This is a genomic window from Microbacterium sp. MDV22-iso44 (genome assembly GCF_058629135.1).
Map to the genome: position 1 here is coordinate 21,296 of NZ_JBZVWS010000004.1, position 18,677 is coordinate 39,972.

Annotated in this window: 19 protein-coding genes; 8 read left to right on the forward strand and 11 right to left on the reverse strand. The window is 68.1% G+C overall.

The window, feature by feature from the left end; genetic code table 11:
* Nucleotides 1–52 precede the first annotated feature (52 nt).
* The gene (locus AC4NN1_RS12860) at nt 53–1,576 is read right to left on the reverse strand and encodes a DUF7059 domain-containing protein (RefSeq protein WP_491955539.1); all 1,524 of its coding nucleotides are present in this window, start codon (nt 1,574–1,576) and stop codon (nt 53–55) included.
* 80 nt (nt 1,577–1,656) lie between these two features.
* Here AC4NN1_RS12860 and AC4NN1_RS12865 point away from each other — a divergent pair, with 80 nt between their 5' ends.
* The 4 genes from AC4NN1_RS12865 (at nt 1,657) to trxA (ending at nt 6,851) form a co-directional block, all read left to right on the forward strand.
* Nucleotides 1,657–3,756: a DUF6049 family protein gene (locus AC4NN1_RS12865; protein WP_491955540.1), complete on the forward strand. Its 2,100-nt coding sequence runs from the start codon at nt 1,657–1,659 to the stop codon at nt 3,754–3,756.
* On the forward strand, nt 3,756–5,372 hold the full coding sequence (murJ, locus tag AC4NN1_RS12870) for a murein biosynthesis integral membrane protein MurJ (RefSeq protein ID WP_491955541.1): 1,617 nt from the start codon (nt 3,756–3,758) through the stop codon (nt 5,370–5,372). Before AC4NN1_RS12865 ends, murJ begins: the two co-directional genes overlap by 1 nt.
* A 100-nt stretch (nt 5,373–5,472) precedes the next feature.
* Nucleotides 5,473–6,453, forward strand: coding sequence for a thioredoxin-disulfide reductase (gene trxB, locus AC4NN1_RS12875; protein ID WP_028497428.1), 981 nt, complete (start codon nt 5,473–5,475; stop codon nt 6,451–6,453).
* A gap of 74 nt (nt 6,454–6,527) precedes the next feature.
* Nucleotides 6,528–6,851: a thioredoxin gene (trxA, locus tag AC4NN1_RS12880; protein ID WP_018187790.1), complete on the forward strand. Its 324-nt coding sequence runs from the start codon at nt 6,528–6,530 to the stop codon at nt 6,849–6,851.
* A 62-nt stretch (nt 6,852–6,913) separates the two neighbouring features.
* Here trxA and AC4NN1_RS12885 read toward each other — a convergent pair whose 3' ends face one another.
* The 10 genes from AC4NN1_RS12885 to rpmH all read right to left on the reverse strand — a co-directional run bounded on the left by AC4NN1_RS12885 (nt 6,914) and on the right by rpmH (nt 13,544).
* The gene (locus tag AC4NN1_RS12885; protein ID WP_491955542.1) at nt 6,914–7,921 is read right to left on the reverse strand and encodes a hypothetical protein; all 1,008 of its coding nucleotides are present in this window, start codon (nt 7,919–7,921) and stop codon (nt 6,914–6,916) included.
* Between the two features lie 50 nt (nt 7,922–7,971).
* A complete protein-coding gene (locus AC4NN1_RS12890) occupies nt 7,972–8,307 on the reverse strand; it encodes a tryptophan synthase subunit alpha (RefSeq protein ID WP_491955543.1) in 336 nt (111 codons plus the stop codon).
* Nucleotides 8,308–8,357: 50 nt separating this feature from the next.
* Nucleotides 8,358–9,341 (reverse strand): ParB/RepB/Spo0J family partition protein, encoded by a 984-nt coding sequence (locus AC4NN1_RS12895; protein ID WP_028497429.1) that lies wholly within the window; start codon nt 9,339–9,341, stop codon nt 8,358–8,360.
* Nucleotides 9,341–10,270 carry a ParA family protein gene (locus AC4NN1_RS12900; protein ID WP_018187794.1) on the reverse strand — a complete coding sequence of 310 codons (930 nt, stop codon included), beginning with the start codon at nt 10,268–10,270 and terminating at the stop codon, nt 9,341–9,343. The genes AC4NN1_RS12895 and AC4NN1_RS12900 overlap by 1 nt, the downstream gene beginning before the upstream one ends.
* Nucleotides 10,271–10,439: 169 nt before the next feature.
* Nucleotides 10,440–11,111, reverse strand: a complete 672-nt coding sequence (rsmG, locus tag AC4NN1_RS12905) for a 16S rRNA (guanine(527)-N(7))-methyltransferase RsmG (protein ID WP_311858435.1) — start codon at nt 11,109–11,111, stop codon at nt 10,440–10,442.
* Nucleotides 11,077–11,583 (reverse strand): Jag family protein, encoded by a 507-nt coding sequence (locus AC4NN1_RS12910; protein ID WP_018187796.1) that lies wholly within the window; start codon nt 11,581–11,583, stop codon nt 11,077–11,079. Before AC4NN1_RS12910 ends, rsmG begins: the two co-directional genes overlap by 35 nt.
* Before the next feature lie 18 nt (nt 11,584–11,601).
* Entirely contained in the window at nt 11,602–12,699 is a 1,098-nt protein-coding gene (yidC, locus tag AC4NN1_RS12915; protein WP_020097604.1) for a membrane protein insertase YidC, read from the reverse strand.
* A 6-nt stretch (nt 12,700–12,705) separates the two neighbouring features.
* A complete protein-coding gene (yidD, locus tag AC4NN1_RS12920; RefSeq protein ID WP_018187798.1) occupies nt 12,706–13,017 on the reverse strand; it encodes a membrane protein insertion efficiency factor YidD in 312 nt (103 codons plus the stop codon).
* Nucleotides 13,018–13,058: 41 nt separating this feature from the next.
* Nucleotides 13,059–13,397 carry a ribonuclease P protein component gene (rnpA, locus tag AC4NN1_RS12925; protein WP_026302946.1) on the reverse strand — a complete coding sequence of 113 codons (339 nt, stop codon included), beginning with the start codon at nt 13,395–13,397 and terminating at the stop codon, nt 13,059–13,061.
* 9 nt (nt 13,398–13,406) lie between these two features.
* Nucleotides 13,407–13,544 carry a 50S ribosomal protein L34 gene (gene rpmH, locus AC4NN1_RS12930; protein ID WP_026302947.1) on the reverse strand — a complete coding sequence of 46 codons (138 nt, stop codon included), beginning with the start codon at nt 13,542–13,544 and terminating at the stop codon, nt 13,407–13,409.
* 304 nt (nt 13,545–13,848) lie between these two features.
* Between rpmH and dnaA the strand changes: the two genes are divergently transcribed.
* The 4 genes from dnaA to AC4NN1_RS12950 all read left to right on the forward strand — a co-directional run bounded on the left by dnaA (nt 13,849) and on the right by AC4NN1_RS12950 (nt 18,570).
* The gene (gene dnaA, locus AC4NN1_RS12935) at nt 13,849–15,273 is read left to right on the forward strand and encodes a chromosomal replication initiator protein DnaA (protein WP_018187801.1); all 1,425 of its coding nucleotides are present in this window, start codon (nt 13,849–13,851) and stop codon (nt 15,271–15,273) included.
* A gap of 452 nt (nt 15,274–15,725) precedes the next feature.
* Nucleotides 15,726–16,868, forward strand: a complete 1,143-nt coding sequence (dnaN, locus tag AC4NN1_RS12940; RefSeq protein WP_018187802.1) for a DNA polymerase III subunit beta — start codon at nt 15,726–15,728, stop codon at nt 16,866–16,868.
* A 54-nt stretch (nt 16,869–16,922) separates the two neighbouring features.
* A complete protein-coding gene (gene recF, locus AC4NN1_RS12945; protein WP_018187803.1) occupies nt 16,923–18,089 on the forward strand; it encodes a DNA replication/repair protein RecF in 1,167 nt (388 codons plus the stop codon).
* Nucleotides 18,076–18,570 (forward strand): DciA family protein, encoded by a 495-nt coding sequence (locus AC4NN1_RS12950; RefSeq protein WP_018187804.1) that lies wholly within the window; start codon nt 18,076–18,078, stop codon nt 18,568–18,570. Before recF ends, AC4NN1_RS12950 begins: the two co-directional genes overlap by 14 nt.
* The last annotated feature ends 107 nt before the right edge of the window (nt 18,571–18,677 follow it).

Sequence of the window (18,677 nt, forward strand, 5' to 3'; positions counted from 1 at the left end):
CGAGCGTCGCCGGGGGCTCCGGTGGGTGCGCCCCGCCCCGCGCGCCCGCCGGTCAGACCAGGCGCAGGAACCCGGTGAACACGAGCTCGCGCACGCGCGGCAGGGTGTCGGCGCGGAGAGCCCCGGCATCCACCTCGAGCAGGTCAGCGATCGCGTCGATCAGCACGCCCAGCGGCAGGTCGCCGTCGGATGCCCCCACGAGGGCCGCGAGCGCCGGGTCGACGTTCAGCGCGCGCCCGAACCCGCCGCCCTGGTGCAGCTCGATGACCGACGGCTCCTCCGCGCCCGGGCGGTGGTGACGCGCCTCGGTGACGTCCGGGCCCACGATGACGGTCGTGTCGGCGAGCGCGTCGTCGTCGAGCAGTCCGAGCCGGTCCCACGCGGCGAGCGCCTCACCGAGGTGCGTCCCGAGAGCCCCGCCCACCGGCTGGGTGACCCGCTCGTAGCGGGCGAGGGACGGCATCCCGATCGGCGTGCGCCGCAGCAGCAGGTACCCGAACCCGACGGAGGTCACGCCGCGTTCCGCGAAGTCGGCGAGCCACGCGTCGATCAGGCGCGCGTAGTCGGGGCTGCCGGGGGTCGTGCCGCCGTCCCGCACCCACAGCTCCGCGTACGCGAGCGGGTCGAGGCGCTCGCGTTCCACGATCCACGCGTCGAGCGGGTGAGCGGATGCCGCGACCCACGCCCGCACGCGCTCGAGACCGTCGGCATCCTCCCTGTACTCCCAGTTGCCGAGCAGCTGCGCCGTGCCGCCGGGGGCGAGGACGTCGCCCACGCCCGAGACGAACGCGGCGACGAGGTCGTCGCCCGCGAAACCGGCATCGCGGTACTCGTACTCGGGCACCCCGGCGACGCGCGGGGTGATGACGAACGGCGGGTTCGAGACGACGCGGTCGAACTCCTCGCCGGCGACCGGTTCGAACAGGCTGCCGTGGCGCACCTCGACCCCGTCGACGTCGTTGAGGGCTGCATTGAGCAGGGTGAACTGCAGCGCGCGCTCCGAGACGTCCGTGGCGACGACGCGCGGTGCGCTCCGCCGAGCACGCAGGGCCTGGATGCCGCATCCGGTCCCCAGATCGAGCACGCGCTGCGCGGGGGTGTCGAGCTGCAGTCCCGCGAGCGTGAGCGAGGCGCCTCCGACCCCCAGCACGTGTCCCGTCGGCAGGGCGCCGCCGAGCGCCGCCTCGTCGAGGTCGCTCACGATCCACCACTGACCGGAACCCCCGGCATCCGCGTACCCCTGCGGGCGCAGCAGCGCGGTCGGGGTGACCGTGTCGGCGCCGAGCCGCACGAGACCCAGCCGCTCGAGGCCCGCCGCCCCGGCCGTGGGCAGGGCGGCGTCGACGTCGGTGACGGACGCCGGGTCACCGAGGAAGAGGAGTCGGCACAGCACCGCGAGCGCGTCGGCGCGGTCCGCGAGGCCCCGGCGGGCGGGAGCGAGCAGCCCGCGGCCGATCGCGTCGTCGGCGATCGCCCCCCACGCCGCCCGCACCGCGTCGGCCGTGTAGCCCGCCGCGGCGAGGTCCGCGCGAAGCGCGACGATCGAAGACGGGTCGGGATGCCGGGAGTCGCTCACCCACCCATTCAACCGGCCCTCGCACGCAATCAGGGGCTCTGCAGGGCAGTGACCCTAGAATCGCTCCCGATGGTGCGGTCATGGATCGCACGGGAATCGACCTCTTCATGACCTTCATCTCGCCTGTTCCGGGCCGACGTCCGCCGCGCCGACCGCGCTGGCTGCGTGCGGCGACAGCGGCGAGCGCGGCCATCGCCCTCGCTGCTCCCGCCCCGGCCGCCTTCGCCGCGGTGGACGGTGCCGGGGACGATGAGACGGCGACCGCAGTCCTGGCGCCGGCGAACGACGGTGTGCTCTCGGCATCCGCCCCACTCACACTCACCCTCTCCGCCGACAACGCCGGCACGGACGCCCTCGCGGCCGGCCAGGCGACGTTCGAGATCGGCACGCGCGCGCTGACCACGAGCGACACCCTCGACTCCTGGCTCGAACGCGGCGCTGCGGCGGTGCCGTTCGACGCGGTCGGCGAGACCGACGTGCCGGCCGTCGCCGGACAGCAGTCGACCTCGGTGTCGGTCACCGTCGACCCCGACGAGCCCGCGGTCCAGGACCTCGCCCCAGGTGTCTACCCGGCTCGTGTCGTCTACCGCACCGGCGACGAGACCCTCCGCGCGCAGACGGTCGTCGTCGTGCCGCGGACGGGCGAGCCGGCGCGTCGCGCGGGTGTCCTCGTCCCGATCACGGCCGGGCCGCAGGCGACCGGCGCGCTCGGCGCCGATGCCCTTCGCGAACTGACGGCGGAGGACGGCGATCTGCGTCAGCAGCTCGACGCCGTGTCCGGAACCGACGCGATCCTCGCCGTCGACCCCGCCATCACCGCGTCGATCCGCGCGCTCGGCAAGGCCGCGCCCGCCGATGCCGTGACGTGGCTCGATGAGTTGATGGCCCTTCCGAACGACCGTTTCGCACTGCAGTACGGCGATGCCGACCTCGCCGCGCAGGTCGGCGCGGGAGCGACGGCCCCGGCGCGGCTGACCTCGTACTCGGCCTACCTCGACGCCGCCAACTTCGAGGCCGACACCGGCGCCGGCGGAGCGACGCCCGCCCCCAGCCCGACTCCCGGCGCACCCGTGGTGCCCACTCTCGACGAGCTCCTCGACGTCGGAGCCGACCGCGGTTCCGTGTTCTGGCCCGCGACCGGAACGGCCGGCGCCGAGACCGCCGCCGCCCTGGGCGCCCTGACCGGCACCGACGACGCCCCCGTCACGCTGCTGCCGAGCTCGGTGGTCGGATCGGATGCCGCGGCCCACGCCACCGCCGGAGGCGCCGATCTGCTCGTCTACGACGAGGGGCTCTCGTCGCTCCTCGCGCAGGCGTCGACCACGGCAGACGCCGCCGAACGTGCCGACATCCTCGCGGAATACACGGCGCGCGCCGCACTGACGGCGCCCGCCGGCCCGCTCCTGGTCACCGTGGATCGCGCGACGGGCCGCTCCGAAGCGGCGCTCCGCGACGCGATCCGCGCGGCGACGGCGCTCCCCTCGTGGTCCACCACCGACCTCGGCGCTCTGCTCGCCACCGATCCGACGGCCGTCGCCCTGACCTCCGTCGCCCCCGACGCCGACCGCGTCGCGGTGATCACCGAGTTCCGCGACGCGCAGACCGGCCTCTCGCGCATCGCCGGCGTCCTCGAGGATCCCTCGCTCCTCGCTTCTTCCGAACGGGCGACAGAGCTGCAGTTGCTCGGCAACGCGTGGCTCGGTGATCGTGAGGGGTGGGATGCCGCGATCCAGACGCAGCGCGAACGCATCGCGACCTGGACCGACGGCGTCGCCCTCGTCCCCGGCGGTCCCATCACGCTCGCGGGCTCGTCCGCACCGCTCGTCTTCACGGTCCGCAACGATCTGCCGTGGCCGGCCCGTCTCGACCTGCTCGCCTCGCCGGGCGACGCCCGCCTGGTGATCGAATCCCGCACCGAGGTGGAGATCGGCGCCCAGCAGACCAGTCGCGTCGCGATCCCCGTCTCGGCCCTCGTCGGCAGCGGCGAGTCCTCGGTGCAGCTCCAGCTGCGCACCCGCGCCGGTGTCGACATCGGTCCCGGTGAAACGATCCGCGTCTCGGTGCGTGCCGAATGGGAGGCGGTCTCCGTCATCATCCTCAGCACCCTCGTCAGCGTCCTCCTCGTCTTCGGTGTCGTCCGCACCATCCGACGACGCCGACGGATGCCGGTGGACGCCTGATGGCCGGGCTCGGCCGCGCGAGCGCCACCGTCGCCGCCGGGACCATGGCGTCCCGGATCACCGGCCTCATCCGCAACATCGTCCTGACCATCGCGGTAGGCACCGTCGGAGCGAAGGCGGCCGACTCCTTCGCCATCGCGAACCAGCTGCCGAACTCCGTCTTCGCGCTCATCTCCTCCGGGCTGCTCGCCGGGGTGATCGTCCCGCAGATCGTCAAGGCGGTGAAGACCCACGACGACCGGGGCGACGCCTTCGTGTCGAAGCTCCTGACGCTGGGCGTGCTCGCCCTGCTGGTCGTCACGGCGGTCGCCGTGGTCGCCGCCCCCCTGCTGGTCGAGATCTACGCGGGCGAGTTCACGGAAGAGGCGAAGACCCTGACTCTCGCGCTCGCGTACTGGTGCCTCCCGCAACTGCTCTTCTACGGCTTGTACGCGCTCGTCGGCGAGATCCTCAATGCGAACCGCGTCTTCGGCCCGTTCGCGTGGTCTCCGATCGTGAACAACGTGATCTCCATCGCCGGCTTCGGTGTCTTCATCGCGCTCTTCGGCACGTACGAAGCCGCCACGGGCTGGACCGCGGGGATGATCGCGTTGATGGGTGGCACCGCGACCCTCGGCATCGTCGTGCAGGCCGGCATCCTCTTCCTGTTCTGGCGACGCGCAGGCCTCCACGTACGGCCTGACTTCCGGTGGCGGGGCATCGGTCTCCGCCAGATCGGCCGACTGGCCGGCTGGACCTTCCTCATGGTCGTCGTCGGCCAGGTCGCCGGGGCGTTCCAGGTCAACATCGTGGGCGCCGCGTCGGGCCCCGCAGCCGCCGGAGCGACCCTGCAGAACGCCTGGCTGCTGTTCATGCTCCCGTTCTCCGTGATCGTTTTGTCGCTGGGCACGCCGTACTACACGAAGCTCAGCGAGCACGTGGCAGAGGGACGGACGGATGCCGTCACCGCCGACCTGTCCTCCCTCACCCGCACGGTCGGCATCTTCATGGTCGGCATCCTCGCCGCCATGTCCGTCGCCGCCGTGCCGCTCTCGCGTCTGTTCACCCCTACGCCCGAGAAGGCGATCGCCTTCGCCTTCGTGCTCGGGGCCTATCTCATCGCCCTCCTGCCCCTGTCGTTCCAGTTCGGCATCCAGCGCACGTTCTACGCCCTGAAAGACACGCGCACGCCGTTCTTCTACACGCTGGTGCAGGCCGCGATGGTCATCGCCACGGCCGTGACCGCCTCCGCCCTACTGAAGGCCGGCATCCTGCCACTCACGTGGCTCGCTGTCGCCATCGCCCTCGGGCAGTCGATCGCCAACATCGTGCAGTTCGCTCTCGCCGTGTCACTTCTGCGACGCAAGATCGGCCCGCTCGGGCTCGGCGGTGCGTTCCGCGGCATCCTGCGCTTCCTGCTCGCGGCGGTCCCCGCCGCGGCGGCCGGGTGGGGCGTCTTCCTTCTCTTCGGCGGCGTGCACGGCTGGACCGTCTCCGACCGCTTCCTCGGCTTCCTCGGCGCCGCACTCATCGGCGGCACCACCCTCGTCGTGTACGCCGCCATCCTCGCGGCGTTCCGCACTCCCGAGCTCGCCACGGCGGGCCGCGCGCTCCGACGTTTCCTGCCCGGCCGCTGACACGGGCCCGCGTCCCCAGGCGACGTGGAATGCCACGCGACTAGCATTGGTTGGACGTGTCGGGGCGAGGAATTTCGCCCCGATGGAGAAGGGATTCATCGTGCGCAAGGTCATCATCATCGGCTCGGGCCCCGCGGGGTACACCGCGGCCATCTACGCAGCCCGCGCGAACCTGTCGCCCCTCGTGGTGGCGAGTTCGGTCGAGGCCGGCGGTGAGCTGATGAACACCACCGAGGTCGAGAACTTCCCCGGGTTCCCCGAGGGTGTCATGGGCCCGGACCTCATGGCCAAGATGCAGGAGCAGGCCGAGAAGTTCGGCGCCGAGGTCGTCTACGACGACGTCGTCTCGCTCGACGTCTCCGGCGACATCAAGAGCGTCACCCTCGGACGCGGCGAGACCCACGAGGCTGAGGCGATCGTCTTCGCCACCGGCTCCGCTCCCCGCAAGATCGGCATCGAGGGCGAGACCCGTCTGTCGGGCCGCGGCGTCTCGTACTGCGCGACGTGCGACGGCTTCTTCTTCCGCGAGAAGGTCATCGCCGTCGTCGGCGGCGGCGACTCCGCGATGGAAGAGGCGACGTTCCTCACCAAGTTCGCCTCGAAGGTCTACGTGATCCACCGTCGCGGCGAGCTCCGCGCCTCGAAGATCATGCAGGACCGCGCGAAGGCGAACGAGAAGATCGAGTTCGTCTGGAACAGCGAGGTCATCGACGTGCTGGGTGAGGATGCCGTGACCGGCGTGCGCCTCCGTGACACCGTCGACGGCTCCGAGCGCGACCTGGCCCTCGACGGCGTGTTCGTCGCCATCGGCTACGACCCCCGCACCCACCTCGTGCACAACGTCCTCGACATCACCGAGCACGGCACGGTCTGGGTCGACGGCCGCACCTCGAAGACGTCGGTCGCCGGTGTCTTCGCCGCGGGCGACGTCATCGACCCGACCTACCGCCAGGCGGTCACCGCCGCCGGCAGCGGTACGGTCGCCGCCCTCGACCTCGAGCACTACCTCGCCGCCCGGGGTGACGCCGGGGCCCCTGCCGAGGACGCCTCGATCATCGACGGCCTGCCGACCCCGGCCTGACCGCGGAACAATTCCGGCATCCGCCGCGTTTTCACACCTGACACGATCGTGTCGACCCCTAAGGAGACAGACATATGACCGCCAAGGCAACGAGCGAGAGCACCTGGCAGCAGGACGTCATCGACGCCGAAGGCCCCGTTCTGGTGGACTTCTGGGCCGAGTGGTGCGGACCCTGTCGCATGGTCGGGCCCATCCTCGACGAGATCCAGACCGAGAACCCCGAGAAGATCACGGTTCTGAAGCTCAACGTCGACGAGAACCCGCAGCTCGCCATGCAGTACCAGATCACGTCGATCCCGGCGATGAAGGTCTTCAACAAGGGTGAGGTCGAGAAGACGATCATCGGTGCGAAGCCGAAGTTCGCCCTTCAGCAGGACCTCGCCGACTACATCGGCTGAGACACCGCTTCACGAAGGACCCGCGCGACCCCGGTCGCCGGGTCCTTCGTCGTTTCACCCGGTCAACGCGAGAAACGCCGACGCCATCGCGCCCAAACCGAGTCCCGGCGGGCCGGGTGCAACTGCCGCCACACCATCCGGCCGGCCGGAGTTCGCTCGACGTGCTCGGCACCGGGCAGAGCGTCGATGTCGACGGTCCCCCGAACGATCCGGCCCACCTCGGTGGGCAGCCGGAACGCTCCGACAACGGCGTCGATCAGTACGTCGTCGTTGTCCCGCGTGAGCGTCTCCTCGATCTCGTTCCGCTCCGCTCCGAGTTCTGCGAGCGCAGCATCCCGGTCGACCGTTCGTCCGAGGGCGCTCGACGACGACTGCCGGCCGCGCCCCAGCATCCGTTCGATGTCCGCGATCTGGCCGCGTGCATCGGACACCGGTCGCCATCGCGCCTGCCAGCTGAACGTGAGATTCGGGATGCCGAGCATCTGAGCGTCGGGCGACCCGACCGCACCGCGCATCGCGTCGCGGCTCCAGAGCTCCACCGTCAGCGAGTCGCCGACAGCGGTGACGGCGACGACCGGACGCTGCGCACTCGGCCAGTAGTCCTGCGGTTCCCCGTGTGCCTGCAGAACCCACCGCCCATCGATCGCGATGACGCTGACAGAGGCCTCGAGTTGCGCGGCGAAATCAGGCCGTCGCGCCGGGTCCCCCGTCACGCCACCGCCGATCACGTACACACGCCGCCGCGGCGGCATCTCCGCGTCGCGCGTCGGCTCCGGTCGAGCGGATGCCGCCACGAAACACACGTCTGATTCGAGCGTGACGTCCGCCGACCACTCGCCCGCGAGCGATTCGACGACTCCTGAGGCGGATTCCACCGTCGGCTGTCGCCCCTCGATCGAGACGAGGACGTCGCCGGCGTCGTTCACCGCCGCCCGGGCGGCCGTCCGCCCCTCCACCACACCCACCACGCCGAGCACACCGCGACGGGCGAGTGAATCGGCAACGACGTCGACCGTGATGTCATCGGAGGCTCGGATATCGAGAGAGGCGATCCGGATGTCGCGTGGCACGGCCCAAGCCTACGTATCGCCGGTGAACGGCGATGTTTCACGTGGAACGGTCAGGACGCGCGGACGGACAGATCCCAGGTGCGGTGCGGCTCGCTGCCGAGAAGTCGCCACACAGCCGGGCTCAGCGCAGGGTAATCCAGTGCGATCTGGCGCAGAACCCGGTAGTTGCGCGCCTGCGTCGGCGGCTGACCACCATCGGAGGCGATGTTCTCCGCCCGAAGTGTCAGGACGACCAGCTCGTCGACCGTGGGGAGGTCCTCCATGAAGGCCCAGGGATCCTCACCGTCGCGAAGACGCTCTTCGACGAGCACAGAGAGCTCGTCCGCGGCTTCGGCACGCAACACCTCGAGGCTGGCGCGACGAGGGAGGTTCGGGCTGTCACTCACTCATCCAGCCTACGCTCGACCCCTGGGAAGGAGGGCCGCTCACCTGCGGATCAGGCTCCGCCGAACTCCGTTTCACCCAGTTCGCCGAGGATTCTGTTCAGGTCCTGGATGGTGGCGAAATCAATGCTGATCTGCCCTTTTCGCGCAGACAGCGAGATCTTCACCTTGGTGTTGAGTCGGTCCCCCAGCCGCTCTGCCACGTCGTCGAGGTGCGCGCGACGCGTTCCCGCCTTCGGGAGCGGCCGCACCCGGTTGCCGATCGTCTTAGCCGCCGCCTCGGCGGCGCGAACCGACAGATCCTCGTTGACGATCTTGTCGGCGAGCCGGGCCATGGTGTCAGTGTCCTCGACCGACAGGATGGCGCGGGCATGTCCCGCGCTGAGAACACCGGCGGCCACACGCTGCTGCACCGGGACCGGCAGCTTCAGCAGACGGATCGTGTTGCTGATCTGCGGACGCGATCGTCCGATGCGCGTCGCGAGCTCCTCCTGGGTGATCCCGAAGTCCTCGAGCAGCTGCTGATACGCGGATGCCTCTTCCAGAGGATTCAGCTGGGACCGGTGGAGGTTCTCCAACAGCGCGTCACGAAGGAGGTTCTCATCCTCCGTCTCGCGCAGGACAGCCGGAATCGCGGTCAGTCCTGCCTCGCGAGCAGCGCGCGTGCGCCGCTCGCCCATGATGAGCTCGAACTCACCGTCGTCGTTGCGGCGAACGACCACGGGCTGGAGCACACCGAACTCGCGAACACTGTGGACCAGCTCCGCGAGATCATCCGCATCGAAGTTGGTACGCGGCTGACGCGGGTTCGGGACGATGGCGTTCGGATCGACCTCGATGAGGCGCGTACCGGGGACCGCCACCAGGTCATCGGCCGGCGATGCGGCGGCGGCATCCGTCCCCGACTCAGTCTTCGTCGCCGCGGCATCCGACAGGGATGCGCCCGGGAAGAACACGTCCACGGGTCGCGCTTCTGAGGAGTCCTGGGTGGGGATGAGGGCACCGATGCCGCGGCCCAATCCGGTTCTCTTAGCCATCAGTGGGCTCCTTCGTCTGATTTCTGCTGGTGACCGCGCCGAACGATCTCGACGGCGGCCTCGCGATACGCGACCGCACCGACGGACTGGCCGTCATAGGCGATGACTGTCTGACCGAAGCTCGGCGCCTCGGAGATGCGGACCGAACGCGGGATGACCGTGGTGAGCACCGTCTCGGGGAAATGAGTGCGCACTTCATCCGCCACCTGCTGTGCCAGGCGGGTGCGACCGTCGTACATCGTCAGCAGGATCGTCGACAGGTGCAGTGACGTGTTCAGATGCTTCTGGATCATCGTCACACTGCCGAGCAGCTGGCTCAGTCCTTCGAGCGCGTAATACTCGCACTGGATCGGGATGAGGACCTCCGTCGCAGCCGTGAAGGCGTTGATCGTGAGGAGTCCGAGCGACGGCGGGCAGTCGATGAAGATGAAATCCACGTGGTTGTCGCGCAGGTACGTGTCCAGAGCCGTCCGCAGACGATGTTCGCGTGCCACCTTGGACACCAACTCGATCTCGGCGCCCGCGAGGTTGATCGTGGAGGGCGCGCACAGGAGGTTGGGCGATTCCGGACTCGTCTGGATGACGTCGGCGAGCGGCTCCTCATCGATGAGGACGTCGTAGATACTCGCAACGTCGGCGCTGTGCGGGATGCCGAGTGCCGTCGAGGCGTTCCCCTGCGGATCCAGGTCGATCACGAGCACACGGGCGCCGACTGAAGCCAGCCCCGCAGCGAGGTTGACGGTGGTCGTGGTCTTTCCCACGCCACCCTTCTGGTTCGACACCGTCAGGACGCGGGTCGTGCCGTCGAACTCGACGTGCACGTCTGCCAGCGCTTTCCGACGCGACGTGAGATCTGCGAGTTCACGCGCGATCGGGCTGTCGTCGAAAGAGAAGGGTGCGGGAGAGGTCTTGTTCTCCGAATCCGGCACCTGTTACTCCTGTCGTGTCGAGGACCATCCCACTGTAGTCGAGGCCTCCCCCGACCGCGGACGGTCATGATGTTTCACGTGAAACGAGCCGGTTCGATCCGAGTGTGTTTCACGTGAAACGGAATCCAGTCACCGCGCCGGGCCGTGATGTTCCACGTGAAACGTCGTGTCAGCGCACGGTGGCGCGGATGACGCGGGTGGGCTCATCGACAACCCCATCGCCGACCGGCTCGATCCGGACGTGGGAGAGCCGGAACTTCCGGATCACTTTCTCGGCCGCCGTGATCTCATTCGCAGCATTCGCACCCTTCAGAAGGATGAGCTCGCCGCCATCACGGACCAACGGTGCAGTGATCGGGATGAGCGTGCGGAACGCGCTGACCGCGCGTGCAGTGACGGCATCCAAGACCGGACCTTCCGCCCAATCCTCGCCGCGGCCACGAACGATCTCGACGTTGTCGAGGTGCAGATCGTCCGTCTGCTCAGTCAGCCACGCGATACGACGTTCCATCGGCTCGATGAGAACCCAGCGCACATCCGGCCGTGCGATCGCGAGGACGAGGCCGGGCAGTCCCGCACCCGATCCGATGTCACCGACTCGAGCGCCGGCCGTGAACAGGGGTGCGGCGACCGCACTGTTCAGAATGTGGCGCGTCCAGATGCGGGGGAGTTCGAGCGGGCCGATGAGCCCACGCTCTTCACCCTGCGCGATCAGCGCGTCGGTGAACCGCCGTGCCAGGTCGAGGCGTTCACCGAAGACGGATGCCGCGCCTGCCGGCTCTATCTCGGGTGTTTCACGTGAAACGTCAGCCACGACGGAGAACCGTGTGACGGTCTGCACCCTCGCCGTACGACTCCGACACCAGACCGTGCTCGGCGGCGATGTCGTGGATCAGCTTGCGCTCATAGCTGGACATGGGCGGAAGGGATGCCTGCGACGCACCGTCATCGAGACGCTCGACCGCTCGTTCGACGAGCTTCTGCAGCTGACCGCGACGTGCATCACGCGAACCGCCGACGTCGAGGATCAGTCGCGAGAAGCGTCCGGTCTTCGTCTGCACGGCGATGCGGGTGAGCTCCTGCAGAGCCTGGACCGTGTCGGGGTCGGCGAGCAGCGACAGTGCGTCGGCCTGCTCGTTCTCGACCGACACGTAGGCACGGCCGGCGCGAACGTCGAGAGTCAGGTCGCCATCGATGTCGGCGATGTCGAGGATCCCCTCGACGAAGTCCGCCGCGATGTCGCCTTCCTGCTCGAGCTCGTCGACGGTGGGCTCAGGACGCGCGCTGGGGTTCTGTTCAGTGGTCGTCATCATCGTGATCCTTCGCTTCCGTCAGGACGTGCCGTCCTGCTTGCCCTTCTGAGCCTGCTTCTTCGCACGGTTCTTGCTCACGGGCTGCTGCCGCTTGGGGGCTGCCGCCTTCGCGCGCTCCGCCTCTTCGAGCAGTCGCTGCTGCTCGGCCTCGTACTTGGCCATCGGGATGACCTTGCCGGTGGCGTCGAGCGCCTTCCCCTTCTTGGCCAGGCGCTCCTCGCGGGCCTTGGCGGCCTCCGAGCCCGGCGTCGGAAGGTTACGGATGACGATGAACTGCTGGACCATGGTCCAGATGTTCGACGTGAACCAGTACATGACCACGCCGAGGGGGAAGAAGACACCCGAGAAGATGAAGGCGAGGGGGAGGACGTAGAGCATGATGCGCTGCATCTGGTACGCCTGGCCGGTCTTGGCCTCGGGGGAGAGGTTCTTCGAGATGATCTGCAGCTGCGTGAAGAACTGCGACAGGATCATCAGGATGACGAGGATCACGAGGATCACGACCGTCGCGGTCTGATTCGTGTTGATCGCATCGATCATGTTGACGTGCAGCGGTGCCACACCGAAGAGTTCGGCGTTGTAGAACTCGCGCGTCAGGACGGGGTTGAGCAGCCCGGTGCCGCCGACGCCCCACTCCGCGTGTCGCTTGACCTCACTGAGCGTGTAGAACATGCCGAGGAGGATGGGCATCTGCACGAGCAGGGGAAGACAGCTCGACAACGGTGACGTGCCGTGCTTCTTGTACATCGCCATGGTCTCGCGACTCATGGCCTCGCGAGAGAGCTGGTCGCGCTTACCCCGGTAGCGCTCCTGGATCTTGCGCATCTCGGGCGCGAGTTCCATCATCTTCCGCTGGCTCTTGATCTGCCGAACGAAGAGCGGGATCAGCGCGGCACGCACCACGATGACGAGGCCGACGATGGACAAAACCCAGGTCAGACCGGCATCCGGCTGCAGCCCGATCGACGTGAAGACCCAGTGCCAGAAGACGAGGATCGCCTCGACGACGAACTTGAACGGCCAGAGGATGGTGCTGAAGAAGTCCAGTCCGCCCGGTTTCGGGGTCGTCGGGTTCGGAAGCGGAGGCAGGGTCGCCGCGGCGGCGAAGAGATCCACCAAGGATCAGTCCTTTCTGCGGGGCACGACGAAGCCGTGCGAAGTCAGGTCGTGCCGGAAGTGCGTGTGGGCGGGAACGTCGTCGATGCCGCCCGCTGCCCACGGGTGGCATCGCGCGAGGCGGGAGGCTGCGAGAGCCGAGCCCTTGATCACACCGTGCTGTTGCACCGCGCCGAGCGCGTAGGCCGAACACGACGGATAGTACTTGCACACGTCGCCGTACACCTGGGAGATGGTGGCCCGGTATCCGTGCAAAAACCCGATGACGGCGTTGCGGGGGAGAAGCAGAACGGATGCCGGCAGTGCCGCGGCATCCATCACCGCTTCTCCTCGTGTGTACGAGGGGAGTGGTGCGGAGCTCACGCGGCGGCCTTCCGCTCGAGGCACCGGACCACTTCGGTTCGGAGATCCGAATAGTCGGCGGATGCCGCGGACGGCAGCACGCGGATCACCACGTCGGCACCCGGTCGCACGTCCGCGAGAGCCTCAGCGCAGATCGCTTTCAGGCGGCGCCGGACGGTATTGCGCACGACAGCGCCCCCCACGCGCTTGCTCACGATGAAGCCGAAGCGTGGGGGGCGCTGCTCAGACGTGCTGACCACATGGGTCACGGTGTGCGCTGCCGCACAGCGAGAACCTCCGCGGACGACGGAACGGTAGTCCGCCCCGCGGGTGATGCGATTCCCGCGCGCCAGCACCGTGTGGCGTCAGGCCGAGAGCTCGGTGCGCCCCTTGGCGCGACGAGCCGAGAGGATGGCGCGGCCGGCGCGCGTGTGCATGCGGGCGCGGAAGCCGTGCTTCTTGGCGCGGCGGCGGTTGTTGGGCTGGAACGTGCGCTTGCTCATGAAGATCACTCCGGGAAGGCGGGGTCACCCGAACGCTCGAGACCGGGGACACAGGTACATGGGGGACCCACGCCGAAAAGGCGCAAGTCAACCGACCTAGGATACGTCGAGATTCCTGAGATCCCAAACCGGGACGCCGACCGGCCATTATCCACCGAGGCCGGAAGCGCCCTGGCGACGACACGCGGGCCGGTTCTACAGTGGGTTTTGCCTTGCGGAGCCCTGATGACTAGCGTGATCCGGACACTTATCCACAGGTTGTGCACAGACCCGTACACACCATTGTCCACACCCCGGGAGGGTCATGTCCGAGCACGAACTTCCAGATGTCCCCGTCTGGAGCGCTGTGCTCGACGTGCTGGCCCAGGACGACCGCGTGACACCGCAGCTGCACGGGTTCGTGAACCTCGCCGTCGCGCAGGGCGTGATGAGCGGCACCCTCTACCTCGATGTGCCGAACGATCTGACCGCGGGTCAGTTCAACAAGCGTCTGCGCGGGCCGATCATGGAGGCCCTTGCCCAGGTGGATGCCGAGCCGGCGGCGAGCACATTCCGTGTCGTGGTCAATCCCGAACTGGGTGACGCGCACCTCACCGCCCCGGTCCCCGTCCAGTCGGCGCTCGCGCCGACACCCTCGGCGCCGACGCGGCCCGGAGCGGACGACTACGCGGAGCAGGCGGCCCCGGCATCCCGCAACGACACCCGACTGAACCCGAAGTACACGTTCGACAGCTTCGTCATCGGGCAGTCCAACCGCTTCGCCCACGCCGCCGCCGTCGCGGTCGCCGAGGCGCCCGCCAAGGCCTACAACCCGCTCTTCATCTACGGAGACTCGGGGCTCGGGAAGACCCACCTGCTGCACGCGATCGGCGATTACGCCATCAACCTCTACACGGGCATCAAGGTCCGGTACGTCTCGAGCGAGGAGTTCACGAACGACTTCATCAACTCAATCGTGAACAACCGCGCCTCCGCGTTCCAGGCCCGCTACCGGGATGTCGACATCCTCCTGATCGATGACATCCAGTTCCTGCAGGGTCGCGCCGAGACGCAGGAGGCGTTCTTCCACACCTTCAACCAGCTGCACGACCACGACAAGCAGGTCGTGATCACGAGCGATGTGCCGCCGCGACACCTCACCGGGTTCGAGGACCGGATGCGGAGCCGCTTCGAGTGGGGCCTCATCACCGACGTGCAGGCTCCCGACCTCGAGACCCGTATTGCGATCCTCCGGAAGAAGGCGCAGTCCGAACGCCTGCAGGTCCCCGACGAAGTGCTCGAGTACATCGCGACGAAGGTGTCGAGCAACATCCGCGAGCTCGAGGGCGCCCTCATCCGTGTCTCGGCGTTCGCGAGTCTCAACCGGTCGAACCTCGACATCTCCCTCGCGCAGACCGTCCTCCGCGACATCGTCGACCAGGATGACGCGAACGTCATCTCGCCGACCGACATCATCTCCGCCACAGCGCAGTACTTCCGCCTCACCGTCGACGACCTCTACGGCTCGAGCCGCTCGCAGTCGGTCGCGACCGCCCGCCAGATCGCCATGTACCTGTGCCGTGAGCGCACGAGCCTGTCGTTGCCGAAGATCGGTCAGCTCTTCGGCAACCGGGACCACACGACGGTGATGTACGCCTACAAGAAGATCAGCGAGCTCATGAAGGAGCGGCGCTCGATCTACAACCAGGTGTCAGAGATCACCTCGCAGCTCGGCCGTTCGGCACGCTGACGCTCGCACACACCCACGCTGAAGCTCGCACACGCCCGAGTGTTCCGGCGTACTTGACACGCCTCCGGGCAGACCCTCACAATGCGGTTTCCCACAGTGTGGAAAGCCTGTGGATAACTGTGCGGTGGCGGCCCTCGAATGTGAACGAACGGCGACAACCTGTGGATGACGATCTGAACCGAGCATCGACGGCCCCAACGTTCTCCCGCGTGTTTCCGCAGTCTCTGCACAAGTTACACGGATGTGGTTCCGGCTCGACGACTGGGATCCACCGACTTATCCACAGTTTCCACAACTGTTAACAAGAAGACAGAGAACTATCTAATGAGAGCCAGATCCGATCACACCCACGGGGAGCGGTCGGCGGCCGACGGCTCGTCATCGGTGCTTCCGGACCCGCTCCTCGTGGGCACTAGCATGAGAGGGCCCATCTCGCCGTCAAGGGAGCATCAGTGAAGTTCCACGTCAACCGCGATGTATTCAGCGAAGCCGTGTCGTTCGTCGTGAAACTGCTCCCGCAGCGGAACCCTCAGCCGATCCTGGCTGGTGTCCTCATCGAGGCCAGTGACGAAGGCCTCTCGCTGGCCGCATTCGATTACGAGGCATCCGCCCGTACCCGTATCGACGCCACCGTCGACGAGCCGGGCACGATCCTCGTCCACGGCCGCCTGCTCTCCGAGATCGCCAGCCGTCTTCCCAACGCCCCGATCCAGATCACGCAGGATGCCGACGGTGAGATCGTCCTGACCTGCGGATCCGCGCGCTTCACGCTGTCGGCGATGCCGGTGGCCGAATACCCGGCGATCCCGGAGGTGTCGGGAGAATCCGGACTCGTCCCGGGCGACGACTTCTCGACCGCGATCGCGCAGGTCGCCTTCGCGGCATCCCGTGACGACGTCACCCCCGTGCTCACCGGCGTCCAGCTCGAGGTGACGGGCAACGAGCTGAGCCTCGTCGCGACCGACCGCTACCGTGTCGCGCTCCGCGAGATCAACTTCGACAGTGGAGCCGTCGCCCGCGAAGAGGCGACCACCGCACTCGTGCCGGCTCGCACGCTGACCGAGGTCGGCAAGACCTTCGCCCACTCCGGCGACATCCAGGTGTCGTTCTCGGGGTCGGGCGACCGCGAGATCATCGCCTTCACGGCGGGCAACAAGACCGTCACGTCGCTCCTGATCAAGGGCAACTTCCCCCCGGTCCGGCGGCTTTTCCCCGCGCAGACCGAGCACTACGCCGTCGTCAACACCGCCGACCTCGCCGAGGCCGTCCGTCGCGTCTCGCTCGTGCTCGACCGTTCCGCGCCGCTGCGTTTCACGTTCTCCGACGAGGGTGTGTCGATGGATGCCGCCGGCACCGAGCAGGCACGCGCGACCGAATCGGTCGATGCGACGCTCGCCGGTGACGAGGTCACGCTGGGTCTGAACCCGCAGTACCTGCTCGAGGCCCTCGGCGCGGTGAAGAGCGAGTTCACACGTGTGACGTTCACCTCGAGCGAGAACGCCAACAAGCTCAGCCCGGTTCTCATCACGCCGCAGACCTCGGGCACGCCCGAGACGTTCAAGTACCTGCTGCAGCCGAACCTGCTGCTGCGCTGACCCCGTCGTCCGTCCACCTCGAGGCGTGTCGGTGCCTCGAAGGAGGGTGATCTGATGATCGTGGAGCATCTGAGTCTCGTCGACTTCCGCAATTACGCGTCGGCCGAAGTGAGCCTCGTCGCCGGCCCCAACGTCTTCGTCGGTCGGAACGGTCAGGGTAAGACCAACCTGGCCGAGGCGATCGGTTATTTCGCCACCCTCGGCTCGCACCGCGTCTCGCAGGATGCACCGATGGTCCGGTACGGAGCGGATGCCGCCTTCGTCCGCGCGCGTCTCGGCTACGGCGACCGGCGCATCCAGCTCGAAGCGCAGCTGAACCGCTCCGGATCGAACAAGGCGCGTGTCAACGGCTCGTCCGTGCGTACCTCCGAACTCCCGCGCTATGCGCAGGTCGTCCTCTTCGCGCCCGAGGACCTGCAGATCGTTCGAGGTGACCCGTCGGCCCGCCGCAGGTTCGCCGATCAGTTGCTCGTGCAACGCTCGCCCCGCATGAGCGGCGTGCTCGGCGACTACGACCGCGTGCTGAAGCAGCGAACCGCACTCCTGAAATCCGCGCGGGCCCGTGGGCTCAAGGCCGAGCAGCTCACGACGCTCGACGTATGGGACGACAAACTGATCTCGCTCGGCACCGAGATCATCCTCGCTCGGCTGCGACTGGCGGAGGATCTGGCGCAGCCCATGCGGGACGCCTACGAGGCGATCGCCGGTGCGGATCACGACCCGAAGCTCGAGTGGGTGCTCACCGTCGAGGGCGCGGATCCCGAGGACGACGCATCCGCTGTCGGACAAGCCGGTTCCGCCGTCGGCGCCGAGGCGATCGCGGCATCCTTCCGCGCAGGACTCACTGCCAAGCGCTCGCAGGAGCTCGAGCGTGGAGTGACGCTCGTCGGGCCGCACCGTGACGATCTCCTGCTTCGGCTGCGCGGTCTGCCGGTGAAGGGCTACGCGTCGCACGGCGAATCGTGGTCGACCGCACTGTCGTTGCGGTTGTCGTCCGCGCAGCTCCTGCGCGACCAGTTGCGGCTCGGCGACCCGATCGTCATCCTCGACGACGTCTTCGCCGAACTCGACGCGGATCGACGCGCGCGATTGGCCGGCGTGGTGGCGGATTTCGAGCAGGTCATCGTGACGGCCGCCGTCGAAGGCGACGTCCCCGAAGCGCTCCGAGTGCGGACCGTCCGAGTCGAAGCGGGCACGATCGTGACGGATGCCGATGTCTGATCCCGCCGGCATCCCGGAGACGGTCGCGACGTACATGCGCCTGCGCGGACTCGAGCCGTCGGCCGCCAAGAAGCGCCGCAAGCGCCGCCGGAACGACGACGACGAGAACCAGCCGTTCACGTCGGGACGCGATCCGAAGGGGGTCGGCGACCTGCTCGCGGACCTGACCCGTCAGTCCGGGTGGGATGCGCAGCTCGCGAAGGAGGACCTCGTCCTCCAGTGGGCCCAGGTCGCCGGCGAAGAGACCGCCCGTCACGCGGATCCCGTCGCGCTCAGCGACGGCGTCCTCACCGTGCAGTGCGATTCGACGGCGTGGGCGAAGAACCTGCACCTCATGCGGTCGACCATCGTCACGGAGCTCATCCGACGATTCCCCGAGGCCGGCGTCGAATCGGTGCGTTTCGTGGGGCCGGACGTCCCCTCATGGAAATGGGGCCCCAGAGCCGTTCCAGGGCGGGGCCCTCGCGATACCTACGGGTGAGGCACGTCCCGCACCATCCGGGAAGCTTTCACGCGCTCACAGCGCCGTTCAGCCGCTCATCGCGCCCCCTTTCCGATAGACTGGGGAGAAGGCCTGAACGATGGATG